Annotated in this window: 21 protein-coding genes; 3 read left to right on the forward strand and 18 right to left on the reverse strand. The window is 43.8% G+C overall.

The window, feature by feature from the left end; all coding sequences use genetic code 11:
* Positions 1 to 173: 173 nt before the first annotated feature.
* From ACGLYD_RS16250 to ACGLYD_RS16270, 5 genes are all read right to left on the reverse strand, one after another.
* Positions 174 to 644, reverse strand: coding sequence for a general stress protein (locus ACGLYD_RS16250; protein ID WP_067213042.1), 471 nt, complete (start codon positions 642 to 644; stop codon positions 174 to 176).
* 165 nt (positions 645 to 809) lie between these two features.
* A complete protein-coding gene (locus ACGLYD_RS16255; protein WP_399629289.1) occupies positions 810 to 2,108 on the reverse strand; it encodes an efflux RND transporter periplasmic adaptor subunit in 1,299 nt (432 codons plus the stop codon).
* Entirely contained in the window at positions 2,101 to 2,796 is a 696-nt protein-coding gene (locus tag ACGLYD_RS16260) for a hypothetical protein (RefSeq protein ID WP_399629290.1), read from the reverse strand. Before ACGLYD_RS16260 ends, ACGLYD_RS16255 begins: the two co-directional genes overlap by 8 nt.
* Positions 2,797 to 3,993: 1,197 nt before the next feature.
* Positions 3,994 to 4,449 (reverse strand): transcriptional regulator, encoded by a 456-nt coding sequence (locus ACGLYD_RS16265; RefSeq protein WP_067213053.1) that lies wholly within the window; start codon positions 4,447 to 4,449, stop codon positions 3,994 to 3,996.
* Positions 4,450 to 4,545: 96 nt separating this feature from the next.
* On the reverse strand, positions 4,546 to 4,911 hold the full coding sequence (locus ACGLYD_RS16270) for a hypothetical protein (protein ID WP_399629293.1): 366 nt from the start codon (positions 4,909 to 4,911) through the stop codon (positions 4,546 to 4,548).
* A 149-nt stretch (positions 4,912 to 5,060) separates the two neighbouring features.
* Here ACGLYD_RS16270 and ACGLYD_RS16275 point away from each other — a divergent pair, with 149 nt between their 5' ends.
* Together ACGLYD_RS16275 and ACGLYD_RS16280 are read left to right on the forward strand one after the other, a co-directional pair.
* Positions 5,061 to 6,641: an SWIM zinc finger family protein gene (locus ACGLYD_RS16275; protein WP_399629296.1), complete on the forward strand. Its 1,581-nt coding sequence runs from the start codon at positions 5,061 to 5,063 to the stop codon at positions 6,639 to 6,641.
* Positions 6,638 to 9,379, forward strand: a complete 2,742-nt coding sequence (locus ACGLYD_RS16280; protein WP_340766934.1) for a DEAD/DEAH box helicase — start codon at positions 6,638 to 6,640, stop codon at positions 9,377 to 9,379. Before ACGLYD_RS16275 ends, ACGLYD_RS16280 begins: the two co-directional genes overlap by 4 nt.
* A 73-nt stretch (positions 9,380 to 9,452) precedes the next feature.
* On the opposite strand, the gene ACGLYD_RS16285 is transcribed toward ACGLYD_RS16280, so the two are convergent.
* On the reverse strand, positions 9,453 to 9,614 hold the full coding sequence (locus ACGLYD_RS16285) for a hypothetical protein (RefSeq protein ID WP_156476111.1): 162 nt from the start codon (positions 9,612 to 9,614) through the stop codon (positions 9,453 to 9,455).
* Between the two features lie 544 nt (positions 9,615 to 10,158).
* The gene (locus ACGLYD_RS16290; RefSeq protein ID WP_187045912.1) at positions 10,159 to 10,599 is read right to left on the reverse strand and encodes a single-stranded DNA-binding protein; all 441 of its coding nucleotides are present in this window, start codon (positions 10,597 to 10,599) and stop codon (positions 10,159 to 10,161) included.
* Positions 10,600 to 10,871: 272 nt separating this feature from the next.
* Here ACGLYD_RS16290 and ACGLYD_RS16295 point away from each other — a divergent pair, with 272 nt between their 5' ends.
* A complete protein-coding gene (locus tag ACGLYD_RS16295) occupies positions 10,872 to 11,315 on the forward strand; it encodes a YwpF family protein (RefSeq protein ID WP_067213070.1) in 444 nt (147 codons plus the stop codon).
* Between the two features lie 304 nt (positions 11,316 to 11,619).
* Here the strand turns inward: ACGLYD_RS16295 and ACGLYD_RS16300 are convergent, their stop codons facing one another.
* The 11 genes from ACGLYD_RS16300 to murA all read right to left on the reverse strand — a co-directional run bounded on the left by ACGLYD_RS16300 (position 11,620) and on the right by murA (position 20,762).
* On the reverse strand, positions 11,620 to 11,997 hold the full coding sequence (locus ACGLYD_RS16300) for a hypothetical protein (RefSeq protein WP_399629299.1): 378 nt from the start codon (positions 11,995 to 11,997) through the stop codon (positions 11,620 to 11,622).
* Between the two features lie 97 nt (positions 11,998 to 12,094).
* Complete coding sequence (locus tag ACGLYD_RS16305; protein WP_067213076.1) at positions 12,095 to 12,481, reverse strand: hypothetical protein; 387 nt, start codon at positions 12,479 to 12,481, stop codon at positions 12,095 to 12,097.
* A gap of 85 nt (positions 12,482 to 12,566) precedes the next feature.
* Positions 12,567 to 13,013: a 3-hydroxyacyl-ACP dehydratase FabZ gene (gene fabZ / locus ACGLYD_RS16310; protein WP_067213080.1), complete on the reverse strand. Its 447-nt coding sequence runs from the start codon at positions 13,011 to 13,013 to the stop codon at positions 12,567 to 12,569.
* A gap of 51 nt (positions 13,014 to 13,064) precedes the next feature.
* Positions 13,065 to 13,391, reverse strand: coding sequence for a DNA-directed RNA polymerase subunit beta (locus ACGLYD_RS16315; RefSeq protein ID WP_082786736.1), 327 nt, complete (start codon positions 13,389 to 13,391; stop codon positions 13,065 to 13,067).
* Between the two features lie 113 nt (positions 13,392 to 13,504).
* On the reverse strand, positions 13,505 to 14,341 hold the full coding sequence (locus ACGLYD_RS16320; protein ID WP_399629304.1) for a flagellar hook-basal body protein: 837 nt from the start codon (positions 14,339 to 14,341) through the stop codon (positions 13,505 to 13,507).
* Positions 14,342 to 14,371: 30 nt separating this feature from the next.
* The gene (locus ACGLYD_RS16325; RefSeq protein ID WP_338654967.1) at positions 14,372 to 15,211 is read right to left on the reverse strand and encodes a flagellar hook-basal body protein; all 840 of its coding nucleotides are present in this window, start codon (positions 15,209 to 15,211) and stop codon (positions 14,372 to 14,374) included.
* A 44-nt stretch (positions 15,212 to 15,255) separates the two neighbouring features.
* Positions 15,256 to 16,248 (reverse strand): rod shape-determining protein, encoded by a 993-nt coding sequence (locus tag ACGLYD_RS16330; protein ID WP_067214073.1) that lies wholly within the window; start codon positions 16,246 to 16,248, stop codon positions 15,256 to 15,258.
* A gap of 365 nt (positions 16,249 to 16,613) precedes the next feature.
* Positions 16,614 to 16,883, reverse strand: coding sequence for a sporulation transcriptional regulator SpoIIID (locus ACGLYD_RS16335; protein WP_067213089.1), 270 nt, complete (start codon positions 16,881 to 16,883; stop codon positions 16,614 to 16,616).
* A gap of 563 nt (positions 16,884 to 17,446) precedes the next feature.
* Positions 17,447 to 18,106 (reverse strand): peptidoglycan DD-metalloendopeptidase family protein, encoded by a 660-nt coding sequence (locus ACGLYD_RS16340; RefSeq protein ID WP_399629307.1) that lies wholly within the window; start codon positions 18,104 to 18,106, stop codon positions 17,447 to 17,449.
* Positions 18,107 to 18,116: 10 nt separating this feature from the next.
* On the reverse strand, positions 18,117 to 19,085 hold the full coding sequence (gene spoIID, locus ACGLYD_RS16345) for a stage II sporulation protein D (protein WP_067213100.1): 969 nt from the start codon (positions 19,083 to 19,085) through the stop codon (positions 18,117 to 18,119).
* Positions 19,086 to 19,463: 378 nt separating this feature from the next.
* Entirely contained in the window at positions 19,464 to 20,762 is a 1,299-nt protein-coding gene (murA, locus tag ACGLYD_RS16350; protein ID WP_067213102.1) for a UDP-N-acetylglucosamine 1-carboxyvinyltransferase, read from the reverse strand.
* Between the last annotated feature and the right edge of the window lie 348 nt (positions 20,763 to 21,110).

Consider the following 21,110-nt stretch of genomic DNA (forward strand, 5'->3'; position numbering starts at 1 on the left):
ATCATATATCACGACCAACCGACTATATAACTTGTAAACCGATCATATCTTTTGCAAGAACAATCATATATCTACACGACCAATCATATGTACAACTTCCCCCTGTCAGCCTCCGAACCACAAACAGACAGCCACCCAACTAAAATTGGGTGGCTGTCTGCATTTATATGACATTAGACGATTGGGGGAAATCGATCATTCGGTCTTGAATAGTCACCATCAAGAAGGACCAGGATTTTTCCTTCATTGAAGTAATCGTTGTAGCGGTTCGCTTCTTCTTCAGGGATACCCATGCCGATAAGTGCTCCGGCTAGTCCGCCAACTCCCGCTCCGGCAGCTGCGCCAGTAATGCCTGCTACAATTGGGCCAGCTGCGATGATTGGGCCAATTCCTGGTATTGCGAGTGCACCGATTCCCGCGAGCACGCCGCCAAGTCCTCCTAGAATTCCGCCAGTTGCTGCCCCTGTGGCTGCACCATCTGCTGCATATGTTCCTGTTTCTTCTGCAATAACATCCGCATTTGCTGTATGTTTACTCATAACAGATATGTCATCTGACACATATCCTTGTCTTTTTAAATCTTCAATTGCCGCGATTGCTTCAGTTTCTGTATCATAATAGCCAACTACATGTCGTGTTACCATCTCATAACGCCTCCTAGTATTTTTCAATAAGCTATTTGGCTAGCTAGTATTGAAAATACCCCTTCTTGTTCTTCTAAAACCTTTCAATTGCTACATTCCTATTACAGTTTCGTAACGAAAGAATAGTAGAGCATCAAAAAACCCCGAAGATTCGGGGTTCTGATGTCATCTTATAAGTATATATTTCACGTAATTTTTCCACCCGAATGCTCTCCATTGTTTTTTTGAAGGCAACTCTGTAGGCAATGACATGAATACCGTAGGTGAATATCCATACGTAGCAAGTTCAGGTTCATAAACAACTACATCTCCAAGATTGAGACCTTGCGACACGACCGCCCGAGTTTCCCATGTGAACGGTGTCGCAATGGCCACTTGTTTAGCACGACCTTCATTATCAATTATCCATGCATACGCCGTTTCTTTGTACAAGTCATGAAGCCACTTTTCTTTCACTGAAGTGACATCCAGCGCTTCATTGACAATAACGATTGCATTGACATTTGTACCAAATGGCACCGATTGATCAGTAGCATCCGTCAAAATTCGTACTTCATAATAAGCAAGTGGATTCTTCACTTTGGTTTCGTCGAGTTCTTTGTAGGCTTGGAGCCATTCGTTGTCGCTTGCAGGTGCCTCGGAAACAGAAAGAACAGTTCCTTCTACCGCATTTTCGATGCTATCCCCTTGGATTAAGACCTGATCACCATTTCGAATTTTTTGCCACTCGTCATTTTTTGCATATGTGACAATCACTTTTTGTGAGCTGAAAATATCAACTGACAGCGTGGAACCGGTACGCGTTACTTTAGAAACTATACCGTCAACAGGGCTAATTAGAGCAGGTCTTCCTGGATTTTGTGATAATTGCGCCTCAACAACTGTTTGTTGGCGTTCAATTTCTGCAAGATCCTGTTCAGCCGCTGCGATTGCCTGTGCAAATGATCCGTCCTGCTTCACATCTACCTGGACATCAACATTCAGTCCTACTTCCACTTTTTTGTCGGTTGTATTTTCCGACACGTTATCTTTGCGATTCACATTCGAAGAACTATCCGATTGAGCTTCCTCCCGCTCAGACTCAAGACCTGATATCATGCTTCGAACAGATGATGTCTGTTGTTGAAGAGCCTCGCGTTCGGCTTCCCAAACAGCGCGCTGTCCTTCTGCACGTTCTGTTTGTAGAATAGCAATTTCTTCCCCCACTGTAACGGGATCGCCTTCTTTAACTAGCCACGAATCTACCGTATCGTCATTACCGACGTATACTGTATAGGTTTCTTCGGGAGCAACAAAGCCTTCTTTAGCGAGCTCCTCTCGGTGATCACTGCTTGTCATACGTTCATAGCGTTCGACATATACTGATTTGGTGATGACGCTTTTATCGGAAAATAGCAGATAAAAATTCACTGCTAGAAATGCACTGATTGCGACAGCGATAGCAATATTCGTCACTTTATTCACTACCAACACCCCCTTCTACAAAGGAATGGAACAAGCTTTCTAGTGGAATAAATCCAATAGCCGCAACTATAAGGGCCATTGCTACGTGGATTCCTATAAGTATCCAGATAAAGCCTTTGCGTTCGGTATGACCCGTATACGCACCGATAAACCGTGATTGAAGTGCAATGATAAGTGCAGTTGTCACTGTCAATTGATTGAGGAATAGGATGATATACCAGGAATCGAGAAATGTTAGCGCAAGTGGACCAAATGATAGGAATGAAACACTTGTTGTTGCTCCCTTCATCGTAAAGACAAGAAGCAAAACTGCTTTCTCGAGTAATAGAATACCCGTCACAAGTAGTTGTAAAGGTAATAACTTTTTAAACGGAATTGCCGTCAATCGACTTAATATGTATGCAAAACCAAAGAAATGAAACGCCATATACATAAGGGCCCACACGAGTGCACCAAGTACTGATACATATCGTGCAATTGTATAGTCTGTTGTGGTCATTGTGGAAAGGAGTGCTGTGATTGACTCTGTATTCATTCCCCATATATCACGAACGGCGAATAAAAGAACACCGAAAAAAGCTATGAATAACACACGTTTTTTGAAGCCGCGCATTGAAGAATTTTCAAGTTGGTTTGCCAACTGATGTGGATTCGTCAAGAAATGCCAAAACTTAAAGTCAAAAAACATTACGGTAATCCCTTTCTGCTCACTATTGCTGAATTTGATGAAGTCACCTTAACAAAGAAGAATAAACTACAATTCCTCCCCGTCGACCTAAGCCCACGGCGGATAGTACAAATTTTGAAACGAGATAATCTCTCAAAAGCTTAGGGTCGACAGGCATAAGATGAAGATGCATCGTGACGGATTTTGCCACAAAGTAGCTTTGACTTATGACCCGAACTCCTAAGCACGGATACTGGACGTGCTCAAGCGCAATCCAAAATCCAAGCGAATTTACGCCGAGACGTAATTGATCTACTATGATTACTTTAGCAAAAATTGAGAGATTTGCAATGTTTGGATGCTAGTAAGCAACGATTTTTTTACTATTCTCCTTCTTTAATGGGTTGCAGAAACATATAAAACATGTTTAAGAAGCGCACTTTTTGTCCATTCTTCTAAGAAAAGCGGAAGCGCCTGGTAGACGTGACGGGCATAAGTCGATCCAGCGACGTAGCGCTCTTTGCTACATAGCTGGATTGCTTATGACCCGAGCGGCTGGCGCCTGGAGTCTAGACAATAAGAAAAGCGGAAGGCGCCTGGTAGACCCGACAAGCGCTGGAGGGTCTGAAGATAAAGGCGCAATTTGCCTTTAACTTCAGGACTGAAGCGAATCGAGGGGCTAGGCGCTGGAGCTAGACACTATTCTAAGTCAAAAAATTATACTTTCTACTAAAACTGAATGATTTATTGGGGAATAAATACCGGCTTATTTCCCGGGAAATCGACAAAGGGGCGGATAGCTATGAATAAAGAGGGAATTTCTGCATTCACATGGCAAGACATTCTTTTTGGTTTGACAGGTTCCACCATTTTCATTGTGGCTCTTTACTTCATTACAGGTTGAACTATATAAGGTGCAATAGAGGTTCCTTTCAAATCCGCTACGGTGGCAGGCTCCCACTTGTCAGGCGCCTTTGCTCAGTTTATCTTGGCATTCATTTGTTCAACATATTTAAGTAAACAATAATAGTAATGTCTGCACCACCGTGGTGGGAATTTGAGCTTTCATTTGGATTATCTAGAACAAAATCACCAGAGTCTGGAGGTGAAGTTTCTATGTGACAACTTGCCCATTTTACGGGATTCAATAAGTGCCAGGGCAATAAAAAAACACCTACCGTTAACCGCTAACGACAGGTGTTTGTTAAGTTTCACTTTTCAATTTTGCTGCAGTCCTTCCGTCAGTTCATTGAACATTTGTATGTTGTCTGTTTCGAGTGCATAATCAATCATGCGCAACCTGTTATCGGCTTCCAGTTGTTCAATGATACCCACCGCTTCTAATGTTACGACTTCTAGCGTCTCTACTTCCATTTCCAGCCCCATCGTTCCTTCAAGAATAGTGGTCAAATGGATATGAAGATCTGAAATAAGTAGCAATTGGTAGAGCGGTAATCGAATAAATCGGTTCCCCCGTTGGAAAACGAATACTTCGCCGAGGTTTTCGACTTGCAAACTCTTGGTATTAATGACAATTTCTTTTCCCTCTGACGGGATGAATTGAAATACGTCCCCCCCTTTAAGAATGGAAAAGTATTGATAAGCAAACACTAGTCTGAGTTGAAAATCTTCTTGACTCGTGTAAAATGGTGTCATTCGTTGAACTGATAGCATCTTTCTCCCCTCCAATATAGAATATTCTGATTGTTATTAGTTTATCACAACTGTGGCTAGTTTGTGAACAGTTTATTATTATAGTATGCTATTCATCTATATATGTTGCCGCAACACATAATTATCGTTTGGCCTTTCCATTACAAATGACATCTTTCTTGGCTCGAATTGAAATTTCAATGATGACAACCATTCATATACGCCACAGTTTACATCTCCGATAGAATTCCTCTTTCTCACGAACACAATATTGTTACGCCTAAAGTCGAGCAGCACAAACTGAAATTCCATCGTTCCGAGTGCCACCGAACGAAAATATAATTTACGTTCCACAGATTCGTAGATGATATGATTAATGATGGGGGAAATCGTGCATGATAATGGAGTAATACTTTCTTGAAACTCTTTATTATGATGAAACTGAGACTCCAAATCAGGTACGTATAGAACAATCTTCTCCAATTCCTCACTCCTTCTTCGGCTTTTTAACGAATATGCTCTTTACTTTTATAGATAAACAAACAAAAGAACAAGATATGGAATAACTTCATTTCCGCTCACTGGAGAAAAGCGGTATAATAGAAGGAATGCTTTTCTTAGGGAGTGGTCCGATGAATATGACTGTCGAACGTGTATCCTACTTGCACGAAAATGAAATAAATGATTTTATGAATACAATTAAACATGCCCTACGGCCAGATATAGAACGCAATGCACTCGAAATCAGACGTGCTGTGGCTCTTGTGAGAAATGGTGCCACCAATTCCTATAGGTATGCGCCATCTGAAGGCGCAGTAATAGCGACTCTCCTTGGCGTAGACTCAGAAAACGTGCGCCTTTCTTTCAACAAAGTAGATGCGAATTGTACATGCGGATACGCTGGCTGGTGTTCGCACCGAATTGCAGTCGTATTTCATCTTTATTCACAACACAATTCTTTGAGCGAATGGCTACACGAATGGCGCAGAACTGAATCACAACAGATGGCACTGTCCATTTCAGAACGTACCCCAGATGCATGGATCGACGTCCTGACACGCTTAACTCAGCCGCTTCGTGCAATTGAAGTTGCGGAAAATCCGGGTGTATTCATCCACGAATCTTCTATAATTGATCAAAAAGCTACTCCGCTTATTCCGTTTGAATATGAATGGAAACCTCTTTTTGAACTTTATTATCGATTACATGTACTGGATGCTGGATGGACGTATGTAAAAGGCCATCTCGGCGGTGAACCAACTTCCTTTTTCTACGGGAAGTGGTATGTGCAAAACTGGTTGACGGAACAGCTCGGAAAGCTGAATGATAGCGTCAATGCAATCGGTGCAAAACCGAAACTGTTTGAAGCAGATGCTTTTCATGAACGGGTGAAAAGTCTCGTTCGAACATTCGCCCTAGGAAATTCCGGGCTCTTCCATGAGCGATTCCAAGTCTATCGTCTTTTTTGGCAGCAACTATTTCCTTTTCGAGCTGCCCGAGACACTGAACTAACGATTCTCACGAATGAAGAATCAGAGGAAGCTCGAATTTTCATCGCCTTTTTCCACTTGATTCAAGGAGAACATGATGAGTTAGCGAAACTCGTTACACATGTAACAGCTACTAATGTTGCTACATGGCTACCGCTTGCAAAACTAGCGGAAAATAATGATGAAACCAAGGCCCTATCTATAATTATGCACGCTTTGTTGCCCTTCATCGGCGATTACGTAAGTGATTCTGTTTCACTTTCATCTCGTCCTGCTTTCGTGCGGGACATCGATGGTTTATTCGAAGCGGCAGATTTCTCGGAAGAATTACGTGAAAGCATGTTTGCTCAATATGGTGAACCCGGTATCGATGTTTACGCTGACTTTTTGGTTGAACGTGAACGATTCGGCGAATGGGCGGCTCTCATGCATAGATATGGGGTTTCATATGACGGCGCAGAAGCGGGTGGCTTAAAAGTCGCACTGGCTTCGGATCCATCAGCCGTTTTGCCCCTACTCCATACGTTTGCTATGGGTTTCATCAAAGAAAAGAACCGTCACAGTTATCGACGCGCCGTCAAATTGTTTAAACAAATGAAAACTGGTTCGAAGAAAAGCGGAAAAGCTGACTTTTGGAATCAATATATCGATACAGTGCGTGAAAAAAACCGTAGACTACGCGCATTGATGGAAGAAATGGAGAAAGGGAATTTGAACTTATGACAGGAACATTCACATTGAACCGCCTTTTTCGTCTGAGCATCCGTTTGATGGAAGACGAACTATATTCCATTGCCGCTGAAGATGGCAGAGGGTTGCCAGTCGCCCCAGATGATCTTGTTTCCTTCCTATTCTTCAACAATGAGCGTGCACTTTACGGGCTTCTTGCAAATATGGATGACGAAGTTGCTTATTTACAGGCAGACCAACTGCTTCAAGTTTTTTCTGTTATGCACCCCTATGTTACATTCGTTGGACTGACGGATGAAGACGATACTCAGCTTTCTTCAATTCGTGAGGCAACTAGCGCCTGGACCGACCCTAATCTATGGAATTATGCAGAAGTAGACGGTAACACTATTCGTTTTGACGGTAGCAAAGCGGGCATATCAGAAGGGGCTGCAGCCGTTATCAGCCAAGCAGTCAGCAGCAAACTTGCTGCATCTGCTATCAATCCCGATCTACTAGCTTCCCTGCTACCCCATTTACGGATGTACGGCTGGCCGGGCGAATCCGTTTCCACAATTCCAATCAGTGTTGCCTTCCGCTTAACTGAACCAGAAGCCGAGACAGATACGGAATGGCTTCTTGAAACAGTTATTATCGGCGAACGCGGTGCGCACTGGACACCTGCCGCTCGGAAAGTGAATGCACCTGCGGCTGATGCGCTTCCTGCTAAATGGAAACCATTCGCAGATGAAGTTGTGAAAAAGCAATCCGAAATGACATCATTCCTTGGCTCTGTAGAGCTTGCTTCAAGCGAAAGCTTTTTGTCCACACCGATGTCTGATCCGGAAGTACGGACATTCATTAAAGAAGACCTTCCGCTACTTCAATCGTTCGGCTATCCTGTCATCCTGCCTGCATGGTTGAAATCGGTGACAGAATCAAAATTGCGTATTCGAACGAACGCGGGCATACAATCGTATAAATCGGCTACAGGCTTGGACGAAGTGCTATCTTTCGATTGGAATTTCTCTCTTGCTGGTAATCCAATTGATCAGGATTCATTCCGTAAGCTTGTCGATGAAAACCGTGAATACATCCGCTCTGGTGATGAATGGTTCCATATCGATCCCCTTTGGCTCAGAAAAATTCGTGATTTAATGGATCGTGCGGATGCCGGGGAGTGGACTGTTAAAGACCTGCTGTTCCAAGACGTACCGGAAGAGATTGTTCCTCTTGAAGAGGACGAAGATATCGATGACCCACTTTTTGCTTTCACTATGCACCAATCGCTTCGAGGCTATATGGAAATGCTAGCCGATAAAAAGGGGCTTCCAGCAGCCGGTATTTCAAAGGATTTACTTGCTGAACTTCGACCATACCAAGAAGACGGCTATAACTGGCTTACCTTTATGCGTGATAATAGTTTTGGTGCATGTCTTGCCGACGATATGGGACTGGGTAAGACAGTTCAGCTTATCACCTATTTACTGAATATCCATGCAAGACCTGATACAGATTCACCGTCACTCATCGTTTGTCCGACGAGTGTTCTCGGCAACTGGCAGAAAGAGATTGAACGGTTTGCACCAACGCTTTCTGTCCATACACACTATGGCCCATTACGTGCAAAAGACGAAAGCTTTAAAGAACTAATGGCTCAACTGAAGCCCGACGTCGTTCTTACAACATACGGTACTGCTTCACAGGATGGCGAGATGCTAGCAGAAACGGAATTTGCCAGCATTACACTGGATGAAGCACAAAACATAAAGAACATGCAGACAAAACAGTCCCGTGTCATCCGAAAACTTCGCGGCAAGCATCATATCGCACTAACCGGTACACCGATTGAGAACCGTTTATCAGAGCTGTGGGCGATTTTTGACTTTATTCACAAAGGATACTTCGGCAGTTTCCGCAAGTTCACGGATAACTTCATCATCCCGATTGAACGTGATGATTCTGAAGCGGATAAGCGGAAGCTACGAGCAAAAATCCGTCCGTTCCTTCTACGCAGAACGAAGAGTGATCCCGATTTACAGCTGAATCTTCCACAAAAACTTGAGCAAAATGAATATTGTCCTTTAACGACTGAACAGGCTGCCTTATATGAAAGTTTCCTTGAAGAAACGAAATTCAAGTTGCAGACACTTACCGGTTTTGAAAAGAAAGGCCTTATTTTAAAAATGCTTAGCCGATTAAAACAGCTCTGTAACCATCCGGCCTTATTCTTGAAAGAACCGCACGCTCCAGCAACACAATTACTTTCTAGATCCAATAAGCTAGACTTAATTGTGTCAATGGCAGCTGAAATCGCTGCTAATAAGGAACAATGCCTTATCTTCACGCAATACATTGGCATGGGGCAACTTATTCGTCAATGCTTGTCTGAACTTCATGGAATCGATGTACCATTCTTGACAGGCAGTATGCCGAAAGGTCAGCGTGACCGGCTTGTCGAGGCTTTCCAAGAAGGCGAATTCCCTATTTTCATCTTATCGTTAAAAGCTGGTGGAACTGGACTGAACTTGACTGGTGCAAACCACGTATTGCATGCAGATAGATGGTGGAATCCAGCCGTCGAAAATCAAGCTACCGACCGTGCTTATCGCATAGGCCAGACAAAATTTGTCCATGTCCATAAGTTTGTGACGATTGGAACTATTGAAGAAAAAATCGACAAGATGCTTGTCGAGAAAGCTGCATTGTCCGCGGATCTCATCCAATCAAGTCAATGGCTGTCTGATTTGTCCGAAACGGAACTGGACGATCTATTATCGTTTGACAACTAAAATTATGCTATGTAAGAAGACTCCTGAGCCACCAGTGCACTGGGGTCTTTTTACTTACCGTTGTCGAATCCTCTTACACACGTTCCGCAAGTGGAATAATATGTACAGTTCCGAATTTTTTCTTCCTTTCTAGGTCTTCAATTCGATTCAGGCGATTGTTCTGATTGGCTACAATGCTGATTAATTGTTCAATTTGCATTTCCATCCGTTTCATGTCCTTTTTAATTGTAGTCATGTTCCACACTCCTTTCTCTTCATAATCCGCTTGTGTGGATCCCATTGACGGAAACAGCCTCCGTCCTCGGGATCCCCATTAGCGTTTTTCGACGTAAGATATCCGACCCCATCGGATATTAGCGTTACATTCCCCTTATCTACCGCGAACAGACGCCACTGAGCATCTGTTCGCGACACTTTACTCTCACTCTGACCGAACATGGGCAGAACCCCTTCTGTTGACATGTACGGTTATTTCTTTTCCTCACATATAGCCTATTAGCGCCTACAGAATACAGGTCATTCAGCCTAGAGGGATTGAACCCCATCCCCCTTAGTTGTCAAGGCCAGCAGGATGCTGATCATGCAGTCGTTGTCGCAATACGCGGCGACTTTAGACTACCTTCCTCTTGTGGTGTTCTTAGGCTGCGTTCCGCTAAAATTAGCTTTGCTTACTACCTATCCATTTTCAGTTGTCGGTACGGCCCCGGTTTGTCGTCCGGCTAGTCTATCCCCTCCTTTTCACGACCATTCCCTGGCTTTTTATGTATCATTGTGCCTGGTCAAAAAATCGGTAATCCTTCTGTTTCACGGCTGGGGAGATTGAAATGCTCAGCATCGCTTTTCTCCTCCACCGGAAGTGTCATTCTACCTACCTGTTCACTATACAAGTTGTCATTGGTGCGTTTTTTTGTTAAAATGAACCGTATATCCTCAGCAATCACCTCTGTTACATAGACTCTACTCTTGTCTTCACGTTCGTAGGACCTAGACTGAATGCGCCCGCCTACGCCGATTAGAGATCCTTTACCGCAATGTTTAGCAGTATTCTCCGCCGCCTTTCCCCACAGTGTACAAAGTACAAAGTCTGTCTCCACTTCTCCTTTTTGGTTTTTAAAATTGCGGTTCACAGCAAGTACAAAACTTGTTTGTACCCTTCCTTCTGATACTCTTCTCAGAATTGGATCTTTTGTGATACGTCCAACCAGTGCAACTTGATTCAATCGATTTCCTCCTCTCTCGTTTATTAATTTCATCTTACTTGGTTTAGTCTAATTTGTGCAATACACGATATCCCAATTTTCTGTCTATTATTCGCTATAAAAACCCTATTTGCCTAACTACGAAGTTACATTTATCTACATAAACGGCATAACCGTATGCCTGACTTGAATTTATCCGATTCGTCAATAATTTAAGTTTGCCATGTTTTAAGTTTGTCGGTGAAATTTGTGCCTATGGTATAATAAAAGGAAAAAGATTGAGGTGGATACCGATGAAAACATTCAAAATGTTGTCTGTCGGAATATTACACGAAGAGCGAATGCTGGATTTCCCTCTCATAGACGGAATTATAATCAATCAGGAGAACAGTCACCGTATGTGGATATTGGAGATGTTCATTGATAAGGAACATCAACCCATTTTTGAAAAATGGATGGCTGATGAAGAATTACTTGAAGTGAAAGTCGTTATTTCTTATCCTGAAAATGAACCAGCTGCTTTTCGCGTTGCTGTCAAAGGGGTTAAGTTGATTGGGGATAATGTCTCTGTGTTAATGAAAGGCCGCTTGAAACGAGCACGTGCACAGTATGCAGAACAGTTGCTGGAAGAATTGATTGGTGAGGGAATGGGCGGCGCCGAATTGCTACAGCGGTTCGAATCCGATATGCGCTCTCGACCACGTTTAAAAAAGGATCAAGAAAAAGAGAATGAATGACTTCGTGCTGCCTGGAATACGGGCAGTTTTTTTGTTGAGAAAAACTGTAAGACACACTGCGCTTTTGTATACGGCTAGACTCCGGGCGCCAAACGCTCGGGTCATAAGGCAGCCCGACTGTGCGGCAAAAGACGCCGCTTGGGCCTGTGGGATGCAGGTCATGCAGTCGTTGCGACACGACGTCGCGAACTTAGACTGCCTTCCTTTTACCTGCCTTATGCCTGTCGCGTCTGGGCGGCGCCCTGCGCTTTTGCATAAAAAAACCGCCTCTAGTGTTACGAGGCGGTTCCCGCACGGCTTGCGGTTAACGATTGTTTCCATTCGTTTTGTTCCGATCTAGATTTTTGTCGCTAGTTGTACCAGTTGGTGTATTCGTGTTCGTTTCTCCATCATTAATAACGCCTTCATTCGGAGTCGCGTTGTTATCATTTTCGATGACATCGTTTCGTACTCCATTGTTGTTATTAATGACTCCGTTATCCACACCGGTGCCGTTCTCGTTCTCGAGACCATCCATATTCGGTCCTGTTTGCTCATCGTTCACTTCGGGTGTTATGTCCTTCGTTCGATCCTCCACATTTTCCATTGGAGTTTCGTTGTTATTCGGAACTGCATCGTTGTTTGCACAAGCTGTAAGGACTAGTCCCGACATAAGAACAAGTGGTATCGCTTTTTTGAACATGAAAAGATTCCCTCCTCTCCACAAGCCGTCTATCACACAAACCTGTATGATACTTCGTAGCTTTGCCCGAAATGAGGGAACTATCCATGTTTCTTTTTTAAGCTTCTAAATATTTTTTTAGCAATGTGTCAATGTATACCGCTTCGGCTTTACAGTGATACTCGTAATGAGTATCAAGCTCTTCCTGCATGCTTTGGATCTCCACAATCTGTTCTTCAGATGGCGGCTCACTGAGGATGCGGGCGATGATTTCATTGATACGCTGCGCGAGGTCTTCATGGAATTCCGGATCAATTTTCATTTCTTCTGGAATTTTTGAATACCAGAGTGCTTTTACGGTAATATATTCACGCCAGCTGGCGATATAATCATCGATACTGAATTTTTCACCGGACCACTCGATATCGCTCATGTATTGTTCGAATGTCTGTGTGATGGACCTAGTAATGCTACTTTTTAAATTTGGAGAAAGATCTTTAAACATACTGATTTGTTACCTCCCACTTTAGAAGTGCATTGTAACCGCACCGTAATGACCATTGTAACCAAATTTCAAGGTGTTCGCAAATTTAGTTCCCATTTTTTGAAACTATAGGACCTAATGCAAACGTAATTTCTGTTTCGCATGCGATTTCTCCGTTAACCGTTGCGATTGCTTTACCTTTACCAATCGTACCGCGAAGTCGTGTGATTTCCACTTCGAGTTTTAACGTATCACCTGGCGTTACTTGCCGTTTGAAGCGACAATTGTCAATCCCGGCAAAAAAGGCAAGACGTCCTTTATTTTCTTCTTTTTGCAATAAAGCGACGGCACCAACTTGTGCGAGCGCTTCCACAATTAGAACGCCTGGCATAACCGGATAACCTGGGAAATGTCCATTGAAGAAATCTTCATTGATTGTCACATTTTTTATGCCTACTGCTCGTTTTCCTTCTTCGACCTCAAGAATCCGGTCTACCATAAGAAACGGGTAACGATGCGGCAAAATCGCTTGTATCTGTTCTGCTGTTAGCATAGTCATCCTCCTGACATTTCAGTACTTTTCTATTCAAAACGAAAGAGTCTTTTACGACTCTTTCCCATTAATGATATCCATAATGTGAATCCAAGTTTCTTTCTTAAAGACATCACTCGAATCCCCATCACCGATACTGCTGTATCCTACCAAGGCACCAAGATAGGCTGCACCGGCTAGAAGCAAGAGAACAAGTATCACACGAAGCCAAATTGGAAGGATGCGAATTTGGACCCAAAATTGCTTTTTCGGTGGAGTTTCCTCCACCGGCTTATTTTGTCTTCCGCGTTCTTTACGAGTAGACCGAATTAAAGGCGGTGCACTCTCCTTTTTCCTTGAATCATTCGAATTCAAGTTGTTTCTTTTTTCATCTGTCATATTCAGTACTCCCTAATTGTCCGGTCATCAGATAGCTACCGGATGCAGGTAGACTACCCTTTTCGTCTGTCTCATACACTTCAGAGCCGAACGATACTATTTTTATCAAGAACTTATCGGATGCCGTTAATCAGACCGAGCATTTGATCTGCAAGCGTCACTGCACGCGCATTAAATTGATAATTACGTTGCACACTAATGAGATCCGTCATCTCTTTCTGAGAGTTAACGTTCGATGCTTCGAGTGCCTGACCTTCCAATCCAATTACGTTTCGCGCTGCACCTTGTAATTCAGTTAGAACTTGCTGTTGTGTGACACCAAGATCCGCCAAATTTTCAGGCAACGCGAAATTCGTTCCTGATAAACGCTGCATTAAATTTGGACGTTCCATCACTGTCACGGCCAGCTCGATTGTTTGCGTCGTCCCGTCTGCATTTGTCAGTTGCAAATTCCCACCTGGGTTAACTGTATAATTTGTAACATTATCGGAAAACGTAATTGGCAATCCCGCACTGTTTGCAACCGGATATCCGTCACCATTTACAAGCATCACTTGTCCATTAGCAACTGGAGAAACGTAGAAATTCCCTTGACGTGTATAGACAGTTTTTTCCCCGCCTCCATCAGGCATTAGGACGTTGAAATATTGTTTTGGTGTCGTCAGTGCAAAGTCGAGTTCGCGGCCCGTCGTTTGCAATGAACCCGCTTTCCAGTTCATTTGTGATTGGCCAAGTACAGCACCTGATCCGTAGCGGATACCCGGAGGCGATTGACGCGGCGCAGTATCCGCTTTGTCATTGTCAAATTGTTGATATAACATCTCTTGGAATTTAGCATCGCTTGCTTTATAACCATTCGTTGAAATGTTCGCAAGGTTATTTCCTATTATATCCATTTGACTTTGCAATTGACTCAACGTATTTGTTGCTGTCGTCATTGTGCGTATCATGCATCCCGCTCCCTTTCAAATCGCGTGTCATTAGTTGACACGCCCCACTTCCGTTACTGCCTTTTCCATGCTGCGGTCATAGGCTTGAAGAATTTTTTGATTGGCCTCGAATGCACGGTATGCAGTAAGCATGTCCGTCATCGTTCGTGCTGCATCAACATTGGAACCTTCGAGATAACCTTGCTGCATCGAATAGGTGACGCCTGCTGTGCCGTTTGCGGCTGCAAGGTTTTCGCCGCCTTCTGTTACGAACATGCCATCTCCTTGTTTCAGAAGCATGTCAGGGCGCTGTGCAAATGAAATACCAAGTGTTGCGACAGCCGTGTTGCCGTCCATAATTATGCCTTCATCCGTTACACGAAAATCATCGTTTTGCAAGGCAATCCGTTGCCCGTTATTATCAAGAACATAGGCGCCACCTGCACTGGTCAAAAACCCGCTTGGATCAAGTGTGAAACTACCGTTCTTTGTATATTGCTCACTTCCACCTTCATTTTCAAGTCTGAAGAAGATGGCACCCTGAGTTCCAGTTTCTGCATCAATCGGTAAGCGACCGTCAATTAGAGCAATATCGGTCGTCAGCTCAGTTTCGCGCAATTGTCCCTGCGTGAATAATGGCAACGTCTCCTGCATGTAAACACCCGTTGAAACTGAACCTACCGGAGATAAGCCCTTCATTTGAAAGCCATTTTCTGTTGGGATTTTTGCCGTGTTAATACTCGACATATACATTTCAGGAAACGAGCGAATCACCGATTGCTCCGCCTTGAAGCCTGGCGTGTTGGCATTCGCCATATTATTCGCCAGCATTTCTGTTCTGCGTTGCTGTGCAATCATCCCTGATCCAACTGTGTAAAATCCACGGAACATATGTCCACCTCCTCTTACTTCAAAATTAGAGTTGTTAACAATTTCTAACGGTTAGAGATTTTATCCATATTCTCCAATAAAATGCCTGTCCCAATTGCAACGCAATCGAGCGGATTATCTGAAATGAATACAGGTACTTTCAATTCATCAGCGAGTAATTGGTCGATGCCGTGCAATAACGCACCGCCCCCAGTAAGAAATACGCCACGATCGATAATGTCAGCAGACAATTCAGGTGGTGTTTTTTCCAAGACATTTTTCGCTGCATGGACAATCATATAGATTGATTCTTTTAGTGCTACAGCGATTTCATCTGAATGGATTGTCACAGTGCGGGGAAGTCCCGAAACCATGTCACGTCCTCTTATGTCTATCTGTTCTTTTCGACTGCCTGGGAAAACCGTACCAACATTGAATTTGATATTTTCTGCAGTTCGTTCTCCGATAAGCAACTTATAATGTTGTTTAATATATTGTGTAATATCGTTGTCAAAAGTATCTCCAGCTACAGTGATCGAGCGTGATGTAACGATATCTCCCATTGATAAAACAGCGACATCCGTTGTACCTCCACCAATATCGACAACCATGTTGCCGCTCGGTTGGAAAATATCCATTCCAGCTCCAATTGCTGCAACTTTTGGTTCTTCTTCAAGATAAATTTTCTTACCGCCCGATTTTTCAGCGGCTTGCCGAATGGCTTTCTGTTCAACACTCGTAATGTTTGTAGGACAACAGATAAGAATTCTAGGTTTTGATAAAAATCCTTTAACGTCCAATTTATTAATGAAGTGGCTAAGCATAGCTTCAGTTACATCAAAATCAGCGATAACCCCGTCTTTCATAGGTCTAATCGCAATAATATTGGCAGGCGTCCTACCAACCATTTGTCTTGCTTCTTCTCCGACTGCCAGTACTTTATTCGTGTTTTTATCAATTGCCACGACTGAGGGTTCGTTTAGAACAATCCCTTTTCCTTTAACGTGTATTAAGACGTTTGCCGTACCGAGGTCAATTCCAATATCTTTTGCAAACATTGTTTCTGTTTCCCCTTCCACCTGCATCATCGGATATTCCCGTGTATGTATACGCTTCTAACTAACAATTTTACCATAGTTAACTGGCAATGAATATACTTTAGAACTATTTGATTGAAAGATTAAAGGAAAAGTGGAAGCGCCTGATCAGCTCCGACAGGCACTGAAAGGCTTTAAGATAAAGGCGGTCTTTGCCTTTATCTTAAAGTCTGAAGTGACCCGAGAAGCTAGGCGCTGAAGTCTAGACAATCGAAAAGTGGAAGGCGCCGTTCAGACGCGAAAGACATATCACGAGAGAGTTTAGCGGCAGGAGCCTAGACAATAGGAAAGGCGGATCGCAATGAGTCTGCGATCCGCCTTTCATCCTAACTGCTTCCTACTTTTTTCGTTTCGTTCATCCATTTAACTCTCGTCGCCTCGCCGCCCCGTAAATGTCTGACAGACTTATGATAGGCAAGTATTTTTGCGACTTCTTCAGACAGTGCCACATCGACGTTAGGCAAACGTTCCGTCAAATCTTTGTGGACCGTGCTTTTCGAATAGCCTGTCGCTTTTGCTAACGCCCGTACGGTAAGTCCAGTTTCCAGCAACATTTTTCCGAGGCGCACGCATCGCCTCCGTATTTGCTCGTGCACGCCCTCTTCCTTTCGTGTCAGGTCCGATTCTTCCTTTATCTTATGCAATTAATGGGCTTGATATGCGGGCGGTCGTTGAGGGGCAGTAGATTAGTTGGCGTGCGGATATTATCGGGTGGCGCAGGATATGATCGATTCGGTGGTGGTTATGATCGGGTAGCGTGGGATATGATCGCTTCGGCGGGGGTTATGATCGGGTGGCGCGGGATATGATCGATTCGCCGACGGTTATGATCGGCAAGCGTGAGATGTGATCGATTCGACGGCGGTTATGATCGGGTCGCGTGGGATATGATCGATTCCACGGCGGTTATGATCGGGTAGCGTGAGATATGATCGGATCGGCGGCGGTTATGATCGGGTAGCGTGGGATATGATCGGATCGGCGGCGGTTATGATCGGGTAGCGTGGGATATGATCGGATCGGCGGCGGTTATGATCGGGTAGCGTGGGATATGATCGGATCGGCGGCGGTTATGACCGGTTCAGCGTTGGATATGTCTGATTTCACCAAAAAAAAAGCCACTCCGGATTAATTCGGGAATGGCTGGGAACGTGCTGTTTTAAAATGCAAGATATGAGCGCGGATTGACGACTACCCCATCTTTTTGGACTTCGAAATTAATGTGGATACCGACTGTACTATTCCAATCGTTTTCTGCAGCGGTGCCGAGCGCTTGGCCCTGATCCACCTCTTCACCTTTTTTAACGAGAATACCTGAGACGGATCGATAGATTGTTTTCAACCCATCTGCATGAGAAAGTATGATTTCATCACCTTTAAATGGGTCTAGCACGACATCCTCCACGGTGCCGCTTAGTGAAGCGACGACTTCGAATGGCTTGCCTTGTACTGAAATGGTTACGCCAGTGTTCATCACATATTGCTGATCGAATACGAGCATAGCACTTTCACGCATGGCTTCCTCTGCATCTACATCATAATAATCTTGCAGAATGGCCACATCATCAATGAGCGCTTCAGGAAATGGATATTTAGGCATTTCCTTTACAGCGTTCGTCTCGACCGTCAATCCGTCTTTAGGGTCATTCCCTGCAACGTCCGCAAATCCTGGGGCATCATCTTTCATGAATGCATTATAACCCCAGATCATGCCGACGAAGACGATTGCGATACCCGAATAGACTACAGGCCAAAACCAGCTTTTTGTCTTTGCACTTTTGTTCTTCTGAGAAGGGGCTTTCGGTTTTTCTTCTCGCATTGTCATCACCTCACTCGCTATTATTTGCAAGTGAAGGAGTTTTTAAACATTGGGAATCAAGTAATGTGAATTTTTTTATTTGCGTGCCTGTGTAATAGTGTAAAAGAATTTTCTCGGCTGCCCATCCTTTCTGAGCATATGCTTCTGCTCCATATTGACTCATCCCAACGCCGTGACCATATCCTGTCGTTGTTACATGCACTATTTTATTTGTCACATCAAATGCGATATCAAAGTCCGTGGATGCTAGTCCCAATAATTCACGCACTTCCCTACCACTCGCTTGAAATTCAGAAGTTACGACTTTTTGGACACGGCCCGTTGGATTGCGTACAAGTTGTAACGACCTAAAACTATCGGCATTCCACTTGCCCCCGATTGTTTTATTCCATTTAGCAAGCGGTATTTCGGCTGTTCGTTCTACCTTTGCCTCAACGTCCCCCTCCCCGGGACTTTCCACACTTTGTAGATAGGGAATATCATTGCCGCTAAAGTTTTGTGCTGTCTCAGTCTTCCCATTAGATGTGGAAAAAAACATTGCCGATATCATTTTGTCTTGATAAACAATGGTATCTCCCGCAGTCGCTTCCACCGCTGCACGCACTTTCTTTTCATTGCGCTTAAATTCTTTTCCCCATCGCTCTTTCCGTTTCTCCTCTGACGAATAAACTTGTGCGGAAACGTCAGGAGCAATTGCCTTTTTGCCGTTATCTGTTGTCTGGAGTGCATATGTACGGGCCGCAATCGCTTGAGCTTTTAGCGCCTCTTCCTGGAACGTTGCAGGCATTTCAGCTGCGACGACCCCCACTACATATTCCTCAAGCGAGATTGGCTTGTCCGCACCGGCAATCATGATGTCTACGGGGCAAAGTTCCACTTTCTGTTCTCCGGGCTCAGTGACTTTTTCGGGCGTCTGCCTCAATAATAGAGGGATGAAAAATAGAAGTATAATGAATAACGCTGTTAGTAGTTTGTCCATGATTAATTATATGAATCATATTGGGTTTTATTCCTGCTTTTTTGGGCATACTAGCGAAAGTGCAGGACTCCGTCTAGATGCGACAAGCATAAGATGGGTAAAGGAAGGCAGTCTAAGTTCGCGACGTCGTGTCGCAATGCCTGCATCCTGCAGACCCAAGCGACGTTCTTTGTCCGGGAAGGATGCAGTTCAATCCTTTCTAGCTGGGTTGACTTATGCCTCGAGCGTAGTCTAGAGGTGAGCGAAAGTGCAGAGTATCATTACAAACGTAGGCAGTCTACGTGCAGAACATCCTGCCCGTATAATTACATAAAATGAAATGCGAAAAAGGCCGCAGTCAATGCTCTACAGCCTTTTCCAAATACGTATTGAATTTGATTAAACGAGTTGTGCTGATTTTTCCGTTTGCATTTCCGGTGAAACACGGACGATATCCGCTCCAAGTGCAGCAAGTTTACCATGGAAATTCACATATCCGCGGTCAAGATGCTCCAGTTCAGTAACACGAGTAACGCCTTCTGCTACAAGTCCTCCAAGAATAAGGGCTGCAGCTGCACGAAGATCCGTAGCCGCCACTTCAGCGCCTTGAAGTTCAGATGGTCCTGTAATAATAACCGATCTGCCTTCGATTTTAATAGAAGCATTCATGCGGCGGAATTCTTCAACGTGCATGAAACGATTTTCAAAAACTGTTTCAGTTATGATACCAGTACCCGTCGACGTTAGCATAAGCGCCATCATTTGGGACTGCATATCTGTTGGGAAACCTGGATGTGGCATTGTTTTCAAATCTACGGATTTCAAAGGCAGTTGTGCAGTAACGCGAACTCCTTCATCTAATTCCGTAATTACGACGCCCATTTCGCCCATTTTCGAAATAAGTGCAGCATTATGCTCAGGTACGGCATTTTCAATGATGACATCGCCACCTGTAATTGCAGCTGCTACCATGAATGTACCTGTTTCGATACGATCAGGTATAATATGATGAATTGTGCCATGTAATTTATTGACGCCTTCGATTCGGATATTATCCGTACCAGCTCCAACAACTTTACCGCCCATTTCATTAATAAAGTTGGCAAGGTCTACAATTTCAGGTTCCTTCGCCGCGTTTTCAATGATTGTCGTTCCTTTAGCCAATGCCGCTGCAGTCATGATATTTTCAGTTGCACCGACACTTGGGAAATCGAGATAAATTTTAGCGCCTTTCAAACCGTTTTCCGCTTTCGCTTCAACGTGCCCGTGGCCAAATGTAATTTCTGCTCCCATCGCTTCAAAGCCTTTTAAATGTTGGTCAATTGGTCGAGATCCAATTGCACAACCACCAGGCATTGCAACGCGTGCAAAGCCATTACGCGCAAGTAGTGGGCCCATGACAAGAATAGATGCACGCATTTTCCGTACATATTCGAACTGTGCTTCACTTGAAAGCGTACCCGAAGAATCGATAATGACTTCATTTAATTCAGGTGTATAATCCACATTCGCATTTAAACTTTTCAGTACTTGATTTATTGTCCCAACGTCTGATAGATTTGGGACGTCACGTATTACGTTTACACCCTCTGATGCAAGAAGTGCAGCCGCAAGTATCGGTAATACTGCGTTTTTAGCGCCCTCGACTCGAACGTTTCCTTTAAGTACACGTCCACCGTTGATAATTATTTTATCCAAAACAAGTCCCTCCGACTCCTAAGTTGTAGCCAAACATGTTGTAGTTATATATTATTTTCGCAAAAAATTCATCATCAAAACATATACTATTCTACAGTGCCCTTGCTTATTAAACAAGTAACGTCTGGTCTATTTTTCGGTCTAAGCGCCAAGTAGTTTATACTATGTGCACTTTTGCCGTTTTGTGTCATAACAGCTCTCCGCTTGTCACTTAAGTTCCCCGTATTAAGTAATAACAAACCTTACATTAACACAAAGTGATGAATTTCATGTCATCGCCCCGAATACGAATTTCTTTATCAAGTCATAGTAGTATTCTTACGGAGACATCTACGGCTTTTTCGTATA

This window comes from Sporosarcina sp. SG10008 (assembly GCF_044569405.1).
Classification (GTDB): domain Bacteria; phylum Bacillota; class Bacilli; order Bacillales_A; family Planococcaceae; genus Sporosarcina; species Sporosarcina psychrophila.

What these genes read in the sequence shown, in the direction of transcription:
- ACGLYD_RS16250 (WP_067213042.1), bottom strand. Translation starts at nt 644, where the DNA reads ATGGTAACACGACATGTAGTTGGCTATTATGATACAGAAACTGAAGCA.
- ACGLYD_RS16260 (WP_399629290.1), bottom strand. Translation starts at nt 2,796, where the DNA reads ATGTTTTTTGACTTTAAGTTTTGGCATTTCTTGACGAATCCACATCAG.
- ACGLYD_RS16265 (WP_067213053.1), bottom strand. Translation starts at nt 4,449, where the DNA reads ATGCTATCAGTTCAACGAATGACACCATTTTACACGAGTCAAGAAGAT.
- ACGLYD_RS16275 (WP_399629296.1), top strand. Translation starts at nt 5,061, where the DNA reads ATGAATATGACTGTCGAACGTGTATCCTACTTGCACGAAAATGAAATA.
- ACGLYD_RS16280 (WP_340766934.1), top strand. Translation starts at nt 6,638, where the DNA reads ATGACAGGAACATTCACATTGAACCGCCTTTTTCGTCTGAGCATCCGT.
- ACGLYD_RS16285 (WP_156476111.1), bottom strand. Translation starts at nt 9,614, where the DNA reads ATGACTACAATTAAAAAGGACATGAAACGGATGGAAATGCAAATTGAA.
- ACGLYD_RS16295 (WP_067213070.1), top strand. Translation starts at nt 10,872, where the DNA reads ATGAAAACATTCAAAATGTTGTCTGTCGGAATATTACACGAAGAGCGA.
- ACGLYD_RS16300 (WP_399629299.1), bottom strand. Translation starts at nt 11,997, where the DNA reads ATGTTCAAAAAAGCGATACCACTTGTTCTTATGTCGGGACTAGTCCTT.
- ACGLYD_RS16305 (WP_067213076.1), bottom strand. Translation starts at nt 12,481, where the DNA reads ATGTTTAAAGATCTTTCTCCAAATTTAAAAAGTAGCATTACTAGGTCC.
- fabZ (WP_067213080.1), bottom strand. Translation starts at nt 13,013, where the DNA reads ATGCTAACAGCAGAACAGATACAAGCGATTTTGCCGCATCGTTACCCG.
- ACGLYD_RS16315 (WP_082786736.1), bottom strand. Translation starts at nt 13,391, where the DNA reads ATGACAGATGAAAAAAGAAACAACTTGAATTCGAATGATTCAAGGAAA.
- ACGLYD_RS16320 (WP_399629304.1), bottom strand. Translation starts at nt 14,341, where the DNA reads ATGATACGCACAATGACGACAGCAACAAATACGTTGAGTCAATTGCAA.
- ACGLYD_RS16325 (WP_338654967.1), bottom strand. Translation starts at nt 15,211, where the DNA reads ATGTTCCGTGGATTTTACACAGTTGGATCAGGGATGATTGCACAGCAA.
- ACGLYD_RS16330 (WP_067214073.1), bottom strand. Translation starts at nt 16,248, where the DNA reads ATGTTTGCAAAAGATATTGGAATTGACCTCGGTACGGCAAACGTCTTA.
- ACGLYD_RS16340 (WP_399629307.1), bottom strand. Translation starts at nt 18,106, where the DNA reads ATGCGAGAAGAAAAACCGAAAGCCCCTTCTCAGAAGAACAAAAGTGCA.
- spoIID (WP_067213100.1), bottom strand. Translation starts at nt 19,085, where the DNA reads ATGGACAAACTACTAACAGCGTTATTCATTATACTTCTATTTTTCATC.